Annotated in this window: 6 protein-coding genes; 5 read left to right on the top strand and 1 reads right to left on the bottom strand. The window is 46.1% G+C overall.

Annotated elements, in window-relative coordinates:
• The first annotated feature begins 130 nt into the window (after positions 1-130).
• The 3 genes from MSG93_RS10545 (at position 131) to recD (ending at position 9,400) form a co-directional block, all read left to right on the top strand.
• Positions 131-3,832 (top strand): exodeoxyribonuclease V subunit gamma, encoded by a 3,702-nt coding sequence (locus tag MSG93_RS10545; protein ID WP_324621788.1) that lies wholly within the window; start codon positions 131-133, stop codon positions 3,830-3,832.
• Between the two features lie 3 nt (positions 3,833-3,835).
• Positions 3,836-7,549, top strand: coding sequence for a UvrD-helicase domain-containing protein (locus tag MSG93_RS10540; RefSeq protein WP_324621787.1), 3,714 nt, complete (start codon positions 3,836-3,838; stop codon positions 7,547-7,549).
• A 147-nt stretch (positions 7,550-7,696) separates the two neighbouring features.
• The gene (gene recD, locus MSG93_RS10535; protein ID WP_420714311.1) at positions 7,697-9,400 is read left to right on the top strand and encodes an exodeoxyribonuclease V subunit alpha; all 1,704 of its coding nucleotides are present in this window, start codon (positions 7,697-7,699) and stop codon (positions 9,398-9,400) included.
• 695 nt (positions 9,401-10,095) lie between these two features.
• Here the strand turns inward: recD and MSG93_RS10530 are convergent.
• Positions 10,096-11,394: a serine hydrolase domain-containing protein gene (locus MSG93_RS10530; protein ID WP_324621786.1), complete on the bottom strand. Its 1,299-nt coding sequence runs from the start codon at positions 11,392-11,394 to the stop codon at positions 10,096-10,098.
• Positions 11,395-11,629: 235 nt separating this feature from the next.
• On the opposite strand from MSG93_RS10530, the gene rpsO reads away from it, so the two are divergent.
• Positions 11,630-11,899: a 30S ribosomal protein S15 gene (rpsO, locus tag MSG93_RS10525; RefSeq protein WP_004774141.1), complete on the top strand. Its 270-nt coding sequence runs from the start codon at positions 11,630-11,632 to the stop codon at positions 11,897-11,899.
• A 256-nt stretch (positions 11,900-12,155) separates the two neighbouring features.
• Complete coding sequence (pnp, locus tag MSG93_RS10520; RefSeq protein ID WP_171062215.1) at positions 12,156-14,243, top strand: polyribonucleotide nucleotidyltransferase; 2,088 nt, start codon at positions 12,156-12,158, stop codon at positions 14,241-14,243.
• Positions 14,244-14,485: the final 242 nt, after the last annotated feature.

Raw genomic sequence — 14,485 nt, 5'->3', positions numbered from 1 at the left:
CAAAACAATTTTTTTGTTGGATTGTGTATTTAACGTGACTTCATGATATGAAGTTGAATGTTGTATAGTGAGCATTATGGACGGTTTCGTGCAACAAAATGATCATTTTTTGATGAGGTTATATTAATACATGGGTATTCATGTTATTCAAAGTCAACGCCTTGAAGTGTTATTGCAAGGTGTGATGGCATCAATTACCCAACCCGGCGATTCCCCCTTTCAGGTGTTTAAAACCCAGCATTTTATTGTTCCGAGTCCTGCACAACAACAATGGCTGACGCAGAAAATTGCGGAACAGCAAGGCATGACTGCCAATTACCAGTTTCATCAACGTATTCGTGGTTTCCAATGGTATGCCTATCAGCAGGTGCTTGAAAATAAAGAGCAGGTGCGCAAGGCCAATATTCCACGATTAATTTTAAAATGGCGTATTCATCAAGCCTTACAGCCCTTTATCCGTGCTGATCAGCTCGATCTCGCCACAGATCATCCCCTCTATTCGATAGTGCAGCGCATTTATGACAGCGCAGCCCAATTACCGCAAGGCACAGAAAAACAGTTAAAAAAGCAGAGCATGCTGTATTGGGTAGCGGAACAGGTATCGCACCTGTTTAATAACTACATGATTTATCGTGGTCATTGTCAAAAAGGCTGTCGTAGTGAATGCAGTTGCTCAAGTAACTGGCTCTCCACCTGGGGGCAGAATAAAGCACTGGATATTGAACAGCTGATTGCCAAGACGGATCAACAGACCTCAGCCTTTAGCTTAAACCAGACCGAGCAACTGGAAGCATGGCAGCGCTGGTTATGGCAAAACTATTTCCATGATGACTTTATCGAAATGCAGGGGATTGATGCGGATTTCTGGCAGACCTTAGCGCATGCGCAGACCCGGGAAAAAGCGCTGGCACAGTTACCGAATCAGGTGATCGTTTTTACCGTGCTGGATTTGCCACCCAGCCAGCTGCAGTTTTTACGCCGTTTAGGTCAATATCTGGATGTGGTGATTTTGCACTATAACCCGTCACAGGAATATTGGGCGGATAGCGTCGATCCGCTATGGAAACAACGTTATGATCTGGGGGTGAAAGAGCGGTTTATTGCCAAGCATCCCAAGGCAACCGATGCCGAAATTGCTGCTTTCTTTGAGCGCTTCAGTTTAGGGTTTAATGCCTTGAATCGTGAATCTCGCCATCCTTTACTGACCCGTCTAGGCAAGCAGGCACGCGATCACTTCTCCCTGTTATCGCAACTGGCAACCGGTGAAGAAGGCAAATGGATTGATGCGTTTGAGGATTATTTCCCAGAGACGCTACTGGGTAAAATCCAGTCGGATATTTTCTATCTGGCTGAACCTGTCCCTGAGCAATATGAGCTGGCGGCTGAAGATCATTCTATCCAGTTTCATGTCTGTCATTCCAGTTTAAGACAACTCGAAGTGTTAAAGGAGCAACTGCTACATTGGTTGTCACAAGCAGATCCAACACCGCGCCGTCCAAGTGATATTCTGGTTCTGACCCCGAATCTGACCGAGCTTGAGCCGCTGATTCGTAGCGCATTTCCTTCCGTGCCCAATGATCATGATGTGTTTTTACCGGTTAAGATTGCGGGTGTGGCGCAGCTGGATGCACTCAATGCCTGGCGGGCAGTCTTGGGACGTTTGCAACTGACGCAAACCCGAATGACCCAAGATGATTTTGCGGACTGGCTGAACCTGTCGGCAACCCAACAGCGTTATGGACTAGATTATCATCAGGCCCAACGTATCCTGAGCTTATTAAATGAAGCCGGTTTTAAACGCGGTCTGGATGAAGAACATCTCAAGCATAGTTTAAGTGCCGATGATAAGGACTACCGTTATAGCTTTAAATTTGCTTTAGACCGTCTGGCCTTGGGCATAGCCGTACCTGCTCATGTAATGGTGCAACAAACTTTAAGCTATGCACTGGTCCAGCCAAGTGATTTTGAGCTGATTGGCATCCTGATCCAGATTTATCAGGATTTGTCGTTGCGACGTCACTGGCTGGTGGCGCATGAGCAGGGACAGCGCTTGCCGGTAGTCACCTGGCTCAAACGCCTGAAAGCAGATGTTCAAGAATTTGAGCAGGCCGATATCGTTGCTTTAAAGGCGGTGCGTGAGATTATCCAGAAGCAGGAGCGTATGCTGACGCTGGCCAGTTATTATGAAGAGATGGAAAGCCAGTTACGTCAGATTTCTTTGCCCTTGCCTTATATTATTGAAGAAATTCAACGCACGCTGGAAAGCCAGTCAGCGCAGGTTGAACCTACCGGACAAATTACCTTTAGCCAGATCGGTCAGATTCGTCCGATTCCTTATCGGCTGATTGTGATGCTGAATCTGGATACCGGAAAGTTTCCAAACCGGGATAGTCATATTCCCTTTGACCTGATGGATGCATTACGTCAGCAACTGGGGGACCGTTCCCGTCTGGAAGATGATCAAGGTGCTTTTTTAGATGCGGTGTTGCTGGCACAGGAACAATTATGGCTGTTCTATAATGGCTTTGATGTGAGTGATGGGGAAGTGCGAGAGCCATCCAGTGTGTTACAGCATTTCCGTGAGCATTTGGCACTGATTATAAAGCCACCCCTTTCTAAATCTCTCTCCGAGGGAGAGTCTTCATTGGGTGAGATTTCTCTCAGCCCAGCTTTAAACAAGGGCGATTCTGGGATTGTGGCGGATTTGTCTAAGGAATTTGCAGCCTTGCAACTTCCGACACAGCTTTATCCCTTGTACCATATTCATCGCTTACAGCCCTTTGATCCATTAGGTTTTATGGCAGAACAGCGACATAAGCGTTTTCAGGATCAGTGGTTTAAGGTTGCTGCACAGATACAACAGGACAAAGGTGACCGGGCAGCTTGGGTCAATACGGCTTATCCGGTTGAGAATCATGAAATGCTGATTCTGGATGGCCAGCAATGGATTCAGGATGTCACTTTTCCTGCGCGTTTGTACTTAAAAACTTTGGGTGTAGAAAACCTGAGTGCAACAGAACTTGTTGATCAAAGCGAGCCATTATTGCTGGATGGTTTAGGTAAATATGCCATTCGCCATTTCCTCCAACAGCAGGAGCACAACCCTTCACCTCAGCTATTACAGGATCAGTTACCTGTCGGCAAAGTCCAGCAAAGTGCCTGGCAGCAAAGCTGTCTGGAACAACAGCGTTTACTGGAGCGTTTGCAGCAACATGCCGCAGCGCCCACTGTAACGACCCAGCGCGTTTGGCGTGTATCCAAATATTTACAGATCGGGTGTACCACTCCGAAACAGATCGGTCAGGACTGGATTAGTCTGGATGCCTCCAGTGCCCGAGCCAAGCGTCTTGCCAAAGTCTGGCTAGAATACCTGTTATGGCTGACGGTACTGGATCACGAGACTGCCGCTGAAAAACGCCGTATTGTGGTGTTTAGTGATCAGACCGTGATTTGTGAAGGCTTAAGTTCTCAGCAAGCACGCATTTATCTGCAAGACTGGCTGGAACTGTGGCAGCATGCCCAGCAACAGCCTGTGGTGCTACCTGCAGCCTTGATGTTAAAGCCACTGGAAAAAGGTAAACAGTATGAATGGTTTGAGCTGGATTCGAAACAGATTTTAGTCGAGGACAGTCAAAAGCAGCTACTCAAAGACTGGAATGATACTGGCGACTTTTCCGGCTTTGATATGAGCCAGAATGAAGCCTGCAAGTTACATCGGGACTGGCAGTTTATTTTGCAGGAACAGGATGCCGCAGCATTATTACAATATGCTTGTGATCACTATTCCTATAGTCTGTATCAGCCAGTGTTTGAATTTTTACGAGTGGAGTAAGGCATGAACGCGCGCTATCCTGTGTCTTTTCAACCGATTCGTGATATTCAATTTGAAGGCCTGCACCTGATTGAAGCTTCGGCGGGAACCGGCAAAACCTATACCTTGTCCAGTTTAATGGTACGAATTTTTTTAGAAAAATATCTGCCGAATCAGGTGATTGCCACCACCTTTACCCGTGCTGCTGCTGCCGAATTAAAAAGCCGTATCCGTTTACGTCTGGTCGAGATGCAACAGTATCTGGAACCGTTACGTAGCGTGCTGGAGCAGGATATCCAAGTTTTGGCTGCACAAGAGTCAGACCCGCTTAAACAGCAGGTTTTGCAGACTTTTGCACCGCGTATTGCCTATGCCTGCGAACGCTTGAAACTGGTGATTGACCAGCTGGATGAACTGTTTGTCGGGACGCTGGACAGCTTTAGCCAGAAGCTGCTCAGAGAGTTTGCTTTTGAAAGTGGCAAGATCGAAGCGGCTCAGATTACCGATGATGCAAAAAGCTATACCCGTCAATTGATTCATGATGTGTTGCGTGAGTGGATTCAAGCCCAACCGCAACAGGTGATTGATACACTTTATAGTGTAGGCGGTCTGAAGAGTGTGGATCATTTTGTATCCATGGTCGAAAGCTCCCTGAATTTTAGTTCGGCTCAGTTCAAGTTGCCGGCCATGCCCGAGATTGAGCTGGCGCAACTGCAGCAGTGGCAACAGCAAGCTGAACAGATTCAGCTGGAGACGCTTGCGGATTATTTTGATCTGGATGGTATGCATTATGCGCATATCAATGGCAGCTCTTTCCGTAATCATGCTTTCAACAAGCTGTTTACCGTGCATTGTCCAGCCCTATTAAATGCCTTGAAACAAGCCTCACCGTTACAGGTATTTGATGCTTATTTTGAGGCTGATCGCGATGCCATGTTCAAGTTTTTAGACAAGCTCGACAACCAGAAAATTTTTAAGAAATGTCCTGCAGATATCAGTGACGGTTTTTACCAGCATCCTGCGATCGTACAGCTACAGACACTCTGTCAGGCCCTACAACAGACACAGCAGCAATTTGAGCAGTTGCAGGTGTATCTAAAAGCCTATCTGTGTATTGAAGTCAGAAAAAGGTTGCCTCAGGTTTTACAGCAAAAGGGTGAAACCACATTTTCCCAGCAAATTAAAACCTTGTCCGAAGCTTTAAAAGGCGAGCAGGGACAACATTTCGCGGTATTTGTACAGGCCCGTTATCCATTAATTCTGGTGGATGAGTTTCAGGATACCAATCAGGATCAGGATGATATGCTGGCCAGTATCTGGCGACATCCGCAGCGCTATCAGAAGGGCTGTATGATCATGGTCGGGGACCGTAAACAGGCGATTTATGGTTTCCGTGGTGGGGATATGCTGACTTTCCTGAATGCCCATCAGGATATTATGGCGAAGCAGGGCTGCGTCTATAAACTGATTCATAACCATCGTTCAGTAAAAGAACTGGTAGAAGTGGTGGATGTGCTGTTCCAGCGGCAGACTGACTTTGGTGAGCAGGTACTTTATGACCCGATTCAGGCAGGGTCACGTCCACATCCTGCCCTGATTGAAAATAACCAGATCAATCCTGCACCATTACGCTGGTTACAGCTACAGGATGGCAATGAGCAGGCGACCCAAGTGGCCTGGAAAATCCAGACCCTGCTCAATCAGGCCCATGCCGCGGAATTATATTTGGAGGATGAACATCCTAAAGCCATTTGCGAAGATGATATTGCGGTCCTTTCCCGTAGCCATCGCCAGCTGGATGAAGTGCAATACGTACTGGAGCGTTTGGGCATTCGTGTCAATCGTCCTTCCAAACGCAGTGTGTTTGATTCAGCCATTGCACAAGATGTCGGGGCATTGTTGACTGCCATTCTTCATCCTTATGATGAAGCCAAATTGAAACGTGCCTTACTCAGTCGTTTATTCGGTTTTGACTTAAGCAGATTATTGGCGCTGGAACAGAGCGCAGCAGGCTTGAGTAGTTATATCCAGCAGCTGGATGAAATACGGGAAATGTGGCTCAATCAGGGTTTTCTGGCGGCATGGCAACGTTGTCTCAACCAGTTTGGTATCTGGCAGCAACTGGTGGCAACGCAAAGTAAGGGCAATGAGCGTGCGGTGGTCAATTTACGCCATCTCACCGATATTCTGAGTCAGCACAGCGAACATGTGCAAGGCATACAGAACCTGTATCACTGGTATCTCAAGCAACTACATTCACCCAGTGACCGTGAATGGGAGCTCGAACATAAACTGTCCAGTGAAGCCGGTGTGCAGTTGATGACGATTCACCAGTCCAAGGGACTGGAATATAAAATCGTGTTTCTGCTCGGTGCCAATAAAGCCTTTTCGGAAATGCAGAAAAGTTTAAATTTTTCCACTGCCGAGATTCAGCATCCGGAAACTGGACAGGTCCGCACACAACGGGTGGTTGCAGTCGCCGATAAAAACTTTCTGCAGCAGGCTGAACTCGATCAGCATCAGCAACGCGCGCTGGCGGAGCAAAACCGCTTATGGTATGTGGCGCTGACCCGTGCCAGCCATCGGGTCTATGCGGTATTTGAACCTGAGAAAGGCGATAAAAACAGGTTTTCCGGACTGGCATTCTGGAAGAACCAAGGCGATGCTTTCCAGCACCCTTGCTGCGCAGATGAGGCTTTGGTACTGGAACGACCTTATGCCACCTACCAGCAGCAAGGCAAACAGAAGTTCCCGCTTGCTGCCCAGCCCTTACCGGAGCAACGCTTTTACGCACGTGGCAAGACCAGTTTCAGTTATCTGGCACAGCATCTCAAACATAAGGCCAATCGTGTTGATCGCTTGGCGAATATCAATGCCGACTTTGAACAGGCAGAAGATGAACTGCATCTTGCCAGTAGCCAAGCCTTAGCGAGCTCTCAACCGATCGCCTGGATTAAACAGTATTTTCCGAAAGGTACCCTGGCCGGCAACTTTCTGCATGAAATCTTCGAGCAGATTGATTTTCAGCGTCCAGAAACGTGGATTGAGGAAATTCGCCGCCGTTTTAAAAATACTTATCAAAGTTTATGGGTCGAATTGCTTGAACAGTATCAGCAGCAATTTCCGGAGCAGACGCAGCCAGAACAGCAACTGTATGAATGGATCGCTGACTGGTTGCAAGATGTGCTGGTGACACCCCTCAATCAGGGCTTTCAATTAAAGCAACTGCTTGCGGGACAATATCTGTCGGAATGTCCTTTCTATCTGGCATTGTCGGATCGGGTACTGGCCATGCAGCGTGTACAGCAACTGTTTGAAGAGTACGGCATCCACATGCCCGAACTGCTTGAGGCCCGGTCTGCCCGCTATCTGAATGGTTCCATCGATCTGGTTTACTTTGATGGTCAGCGCTACCATATCGCCGATTATAAAAGTAATTATTTAGGCACGGCCCAAGCCGATTATCAACATGAGCAAATCGCAGAAAGTATGTCGCTTTCCAGCTACTGGCTACAAGCGGCTTTATATCTGGTGGCGTTGCATCGCTATCTCGGAGTGAAGTTGCAGAATTACAGCATTGAGCAGCATTTGGGTGGTGCATCTTACTTGTATTTACGGGGCATGAACGGGCAAGCACAACAGGGCTGTCTGTACTGGAAACCTGAAGACGAATTTATCTTGCGTTTAGACGCCATTCTTGGATACTTCTCTGAGGATAAAGCCGGAAAAACGGTGTAGATAAAATGTGTGAATTTAAACTAAACAAAAGCTTAACTTGTGGATAAGACTGTTTATAACCTTGTGGACAAGCGTGTGGGTAAGTTTGAGGATAACTCTGTGGAAAAGCATGTGGATGATCAGTCTGAGCAAATCACCTGGTTGAATATGTGGAGTCAGTACCTGACACAGGCAACTTTTTCTCAATCTGCCCAATCAGTGGGGGCTGCGCAAATATTACAGCAACTGGTTGAAGCCAGCTTGCAAGGCGACAGTTGTATTGAGGTCGATCCACTACAGCTTGAAGTACTTGGTGACCTTGCCGTTTCGAGTGAGGCTGCTACCAGTCAGGTGGCGCCGTGCGTCTATGATCAGCAGGGCTTGGCATTATACCGATATTGGCAACTAGAGCAACGCCTCGCGGAACAGATTTGTCGATTAAAGCGACAAACGATTCAAACCCTTCAGGCGGCGGATTATCATGACCTGCTCAGTGATGAGCATCAGCAGAATGCCTTGAAAATGGTGTTGCAACAAGGTTTGAGTATTATTACCGGCGGTCCTGGGACAGGTAAAACCTATACCCTGGCACGTATTATTGCAGCCCTGAACCAGATGATTCCTGATATTCGTATTGCCATGGCGGCGCCTACGGGGAAGGCTGCCCAACGCATGCAGGAAGCCTTACAGAACTCGTTTAATGATCCGAAGCTGTTGGCATCGGGGCTGATTAGCGATGAATTACGTCATCAAAATACCCAGACCTTGCATCGACTACTCGGCATGGGCAATCGGCAGATTCCACGTTTTAACCAGAAACAGCCTTTACCCTATGATGTGATTGTGGTCGATGAAGCCTCCATGCTGGATTTAAATCTGGCGACTGCTTTGTTTGAAGCCGTGCCTGATCATTGTCGTCTCATTTTATTGGGAGATGCCAATCAGCTGGCTTCGGTGGATGTGGGTTCGGTCTTGGCTGATTTACAGCAAGTCACTGCATTGGCCGAGAATCGGGTGCAACTGCAAACCAGTCGCCGTTTCTCCGGGGAGGCCAAGATTGGACAACTGGCAAGATTTATTCAGGCCCAGCAACATCAGACCGATGTGGATGCTGTATTGGAAAATCTGGAACGCCAGATCGTCGCTGCAACCGCCTTGCAACCCGTTGCATTGTCTAAAGACATGTCTGACCTGATTCAACTGGAATATCTACCCGAACAGCATGAGACTGATATTAGCAGTGCCCAGCAGAAACTGATGTATGGCTTTCAAGGCTATATAGATGCGCTAAAGCTGTATATAAAGGCAGACGAACCCGAGCAATATATTCAACAGGTGATACAGCGCTTTGATGATTATCGGATTTTAACCGCGATCCGGCACGGACAATTGGGGATTGAACAGTTAAATCGTCATGCCGAACAATGGCTAAACCAGCAACTCAGACAGATTGCTGTAGGGGACTGGTATATCGGGCATCCAGTAATGATGACCTATAATGATTACCAGCTTGGTATTTCCAATGGCGATATCGGGATTTGCTTTAAACACAGATCCCAGCCACAACAATTTGAAGTCTTTTTTCCTAGCCTGAATAAATGGATCGCGGCGCATCGCTTACCGCGTAACATGCAGACTGCTTTTGCCTTGACCATTCATAAATCGCAAGGTTCCGAATTTACCCATACCGCGATTGTACTGGATGCCGGTGCGGAGAAATTGCTGAGTCAGGAATTGATCTATACCGCAGTGACCCGGGCCAAAAAAGTGGTCAGTATTCTGGCTGATCCAAATGCTCTGTTACAGGCGCTTACCACCCGCACAGTACGCCGTAGTGGTTTAGTGCAAAAGATCAATTTGCTCATATTGTGAACTTTTACTTCAAAATATAAGCGTTTGTAAGTAAAAGCTTACAAGGATTCGAGATATTGTCGCTAGAGCAAATGAGTGCTTTTTGAGATTATGTATCCACAAAGAGCCTGGCATGGAATGCGAGGTAAATCGCAAAAATATAATAATAACGTCGTGATGACAGCGAACTTACAGTGAAGTAAGTGATAAGAGAGGAAACTTACAGCCGCTAAGCCTTGTAGTTTTGGGAGAGACTACAGGGCTTTTTTATTTTCGCTATTCAGGCACGACATATTTATCAACCTTCAGATCTGGCCGTCCTATGATTCAAAACGTGAACATTCATGTTTTTGTCACTTTATGCAGGTGTAATTTAGTCTGATAAAAACAAGAAATGAGAATTCTGTTGTAGAACAATTTTTTGTTATTATTAAGTTAAATGTTATACAGACTTGTACGTTTTTTCTTACACAGAGATAAGAAAAATGCTATTTTTCTCCATAATTGATTCTGACAGAATAGTCAGTATAGAAACAACACACATGCGATAACAGAGAACAAGTAAGAACATGATGTGGATAAAACATTCAGAGGGTATGAATGTGAAAGGAGAAGAAGAGTTAATAATAAAAACAAAGCAAAATGATAATAATAAAATCTCAGCGCAAAAGCCCAAGTTGAAACTTGGGCTTTTTTGTTTGGATGTGTTTAGTTTACTAGACCAGATCCGCCTCAGTACGATCTGTCGCAAATAGCGACCGACGCTGGTTTTTCGGAATTTTCGGGCAATTGCTAGAGATCTGGTATAGCGTTTTTGCCAGTGCAGGCAGATGTGTCCCTACGACTGATTTACCGGTGGTAAGCAACGATACGCTAATGTCACGTTCAGGGTCCGCCCAACACAAAATATTGGAGAAACCGATATGACCGAAGGCCTGTCCTGTCATTGGCCCAAATAAGCCAATCGGGTTGCTGCCCAGCATAGGCCCCAGCGCATAGCGCATCGGTGCCAGCAGGGTTCGATCCAGACTGACTCCCGAAGTCGGCAAGGTGGAACGGAATACGGTTTTGGCACTCATGATCTGCCTGCCTTGATACTCACCACCACTCAGCAGCATTTCAAAAAAACGGCCCGCCTGTTCAGCACTGGTATAAATGTTACCTGCAGGACAAATGGTGTCCATAAAGCGACGATCATTGGTGACATCCACGGCCAGTTGCAGACCGCCGCCTAATACGTGATTGAGATAGTAGTCGGTGCCCAGACTTGGATGAATCCCGGTGGCATAGTTGAGGGCAACATCGTCACGATATTCAGGTTTTAGGCCGTAGTTGAAATAGTCCAGTCCCATCGGTTTTTCGATATGCTCGGCGAGAAACTCACGAACACTTTGCCCTGTGACCCGCTGAACAATTTCACCCAGAATATAACCGGCAGTGACAGCATGATAGGCAAGGTGGGTACCAGAAGGGGAAACCGGTTTTGCAGCATACAGCAGCTTTAAGATGTCTTGCTGGTTAAATAGCAATTCTGGGGTGACTTCCTGATCAATACGTGGAATGCCGCCACGATGGGAAAGTAAATGGAAAATGGTGGCGCGGCGTTTGCCATTGACGCCATATTCAGGAATGTAATAGCTAATCGGATCAAGCAAATTCAGCTCGCCACGCTCATCCAGCATATGAATTAACATTGCAGTCACCATTTTCGAGGCAGAAAACAGGCAGACAGGCGTATCGGGTGTGGCAATCTTGGCATCTGCTGCCAAGCCCTCAGCGGAGTTGCCTTGCGCATAACCAATGCTACGATTAAGTAGAATCTGTCCCTGACGGCGTAAACATAAGGTGATGAGTGGGTAATTCCCTGTTTTATATAAAGATTCAACACTGTTCCAGATTTTTTGAAGCTGTCTTTCGGTCATGCCACCCAAGTCCGCTGACACTTCATCTTTGCTGCGAATTACCTGATTAAGGTCATCTGGCACGTAGCAGGTATTGGTCGATAAAATTTTCACGCATCCCTCGCAATTTTCATTTTCTTTTTTGTCTGCCATCAATCTAAACAGAGCAAGGCTAGTGTGCCTATTTTGTACAATGCTGTCAGCTGCCGAAATGCCGGCGAACATAAAACAATTTTGCAATATAGCGATAGATCACTTAAAATAGCGCCTTGCTGTAGTGATGCACGGCAGTCAGTTGGTTCCAACTGATCAATATCATTTTATTTTTTAAGCATCTCGGAGAAATCGAATGGCTTTAACTAACGCAGATCGCGCAGAGATCATTGCTAAATTTGCTCGTGCTGAAAACGACACTGGTTCACCTGAAGTACAAGTTGCTTTATTGTCTGCGCAAATCAACGATTTGCAAGGTCACTTTAAAGAACACAAACACGACCATCACAGCCGTCGTGGTTTGATCCGTATGGTAAACCAACGTCGTAAATTACTTGACTACTTAAACGGTAAAGATCACGGTCGTTATGTTGCTTTGATCGGCGCATTAGGTTTACGTCGTTAATTCGATTTTACTTTGTTTTCGCTATTTCGCATGTTGCAATGCCTTATCGCTGAAAAGAGAGTTTCACCTAATTTCCGTTAGGTGAGTTTAGAAGGGGCGCTTGTTCGCTCCTTCTTTGTGTTTAAATTTATTTAAAAATTTTGATCTAGTGCGATGGCTTCTAAGCTTTGTCATTTATCCACACGCTAGTGGTGGTCTGAATGCCAAACCTTAGGGGTCTCACTAGAATAAAACTAGGAAAATATAATACATGTCAATGTTTAATATCATTCGTAAAGAATTCCAATTCGGTCAACATCAGGTTGTTTTAGAAACGGGTCGTGTTGCACGTCAAGCCAATACCGTGTTAGTGACCATGGGTGGCGTAACTGTTCTTGTTGCAGTGGTTGCCCAACCTAAAGCAAAAGCGGGTCAAGACTTTTTCCCGTTGACTGTTAACTACCAAGAAAAACAATATGCTGCTGGTCGTATCCCGGGTGGTTACGGTAAGCGTGAAGGCCGTGCCTCAGAAGCTGAAACGTTGATTTCACGTCTGATCGACCGTCCAATCCGTCCGTTGTTCCCGGAAGGTTACTTCAACGAAATTCAAGTTACAGCAACTGTTGTTTCTTCTGACAAAACCATGGATGCCGATATTGCTGCAATGCTCGGTACTTCTGCTGCATTGTCAATTGCCGGTACCCCATTCCGTGGCCCAATCGGTGGTGCGCGTGTTGGTTTAATTAACGGTGAATACGTTCTTAACCCGAACTTTGAACAACTTGCACAATCTGACCTTGACCTTGTGGTTGCGGGTACTGAATCTGCAGTATTGATGGTTGAGTCTGAAGCGAAAGAGCTTTCAGAAGACCAGATGCTCGGTGCTGTTCTGTTCGGTCATGACGAAATGCAAATCGCAATTCAAGCGATTAAAGAATTTGCTGCTGCTGCGGGCGCAGTTGAATCAACTTGGGTTGCTCCAAGCAAAAACGAAGTGCTTCTTGAACAATTAAAAGCAGCTTTTGAAGCGAAGATTTCTGAAGCATATACCATTGCAGTCAAACAAGACCGTTATGCGGCACTTGATGCACTTTATGCAGAAGCAGTTGCTCAGTTCGTTCCTGAAAATGATGAAACGGGTATTGCTGACGAAGTTAATGAATTATTTGAAGACCTTAAATACCGTACCGTACGTGACAACATCTTGTCAGGTAAGCCACGTATTGATGGTCGTGATACCAAAACTGTTCGTGGTATCGACGTACAAGTAGGTGTATTAGACCGTGCACACGGTTCTGCATTATTTACACGTGGTGAAACTCAGGCGTTGGTTACAACCACTTTGGGTAACACGCGTGATGCGTTGATGGTAGATACCCTTGCGGGTACCAAAACTGACAACTTCATGTTGCACTATAACTTCCCAGCATATTCTGTCGGTGAAACCGGTCGTGAATCTGGTCCTAAGCGCCGTGAAATCGGTCATGGCCGTTTAGCACGTCGTGGTGTTCAAGCCGTTCTTCCAGCAGCTGACCGCTTCCCGTACGTGATTCGTATCGTTTCTGACATCACTGAATCTAACGGTTCATCTTCAATGGCTTCTGTATGTGGTGCTTCATTATCACTTATGGACGCAGGTGTTCCGCTTAAAGCACCAGTTGCAGGTATTGCAATGGGCTTGGTGAAAGAAGGCGAGCGTTTTGCAGTTCTTTCTGACATTTTGGGTGATGAAGATCACTTAGGTGATATGGACTTTAAAGTTGCCGGTTCTGCAAACGGTATTACTGCACTTCAAATGGATATCAAGATCGAAGGTATCACTGAAGAGATCATGGAAGTTGCATTAAACCAGGCATTTGCGGGCCGTATGCACATCCTCAATGAAATGAATAAAGTCATTTCACGTGCACGTGCTGAAATCAGTGCCAATGCGCCAACATTTGAAGTGATTAACATCAATCCAGACAAGATCCGTGACGTGATTGGTAAAGGTGGCGCTACGATTCGTGCCATCACAGAAGAAACCAAAGCTGCGATTGATATCGAAGACAATGGTACCGTGCGCGTATTTGGTGAAACTAAAGCTGCTGCGCGTGCTGCGATTGCAAAAATCCAGGCGCTTACTGCAGAAGTTGAACCAGGCAAGATCTATGACGGTAAAGTAATCCGTATCGTTGAATTTGGTGCGTTCGTTAATATCATGCCAGGTACTGATGGCTTGCTTCACATTTCGCAAATCTCGAATGAGCGTATTGCGAATGTGACCGACGTATTGAAAGAAGGTCAGGAATTGAAAGTACAGGTTGCTGATGTCGACAACCGTGGTCGTATCAAGTTGACAATGAAAGATATCGAGCAAGCATAAGCTAGCTGAGTCTTTTGACTCAAAAAGCGCATTGTTTACACAATGCGCTTTTTTTATTAACTGGATGATTACTATGAACATAATTTTTAAACATTTTAGGCATAAGCTGTAGAAATTATGAACATAAGTGGCTTTTATATTAGACATTAGTCTAAGGTTTTAATTGTGTGCCCTGCAATTAACGTAGAATTCCCCAAATTTCCGTGCCTGCCGTATTTATGTGGTCTTAGATAGACAGTCGG

Source organism: Acinetobacter sp. IK40 (genome assembly GCF_035615075.1).
In the GTDB taxonomy this organism is placed as follows: domain Bacteria; phylum Pseudomonadota; class Gammaproteobacteria; order Pseudomonadales; family Moraxellaceae; genus Acinetobacter; species Acinetobacter courvalinii.
This window is presented reverse-complemented; position numbering and strand designations above follow the sequence as displayed.

Excerpts from the sequence above, each read along its gene's own strand:
- MSG93_RS10540 (WP_324621787.1), top strand. The coding sequence starts at position 3,836 with ATGAACGCGCGCTATCCTGTGTCTTTTCAACCGATTCGTGATATTCAA.
- recD (WP_420714311.1), top strand. The coding sequence starts at position 7,697 with ATGTGGAGTCAGTACCTGACACAGGCAACTTTTTCTCAATCTGCCCAA.
- rpsO (WP_004774141.1), top strand. The coding sequence starts at position 11,630 with ATGGCTTTAACTAACGCAGATCGCGCAGAGATCATTGCTAAATTTGCT.
- MSG93_RS10545 (WP_324621788.1), top strand. The coding sequence starts at position 131 with ATGGGTATTCATGTTATTCAAAGTCAACGCCTTGAAGTGTTATTGCAA.
- pnp (WP_171062215.1), top strand. The coding sequence starts at position 12,156 with ATGTTTAATATCATTCGTAAAGAATTCCAATTCGGTCAACATCAGGTT.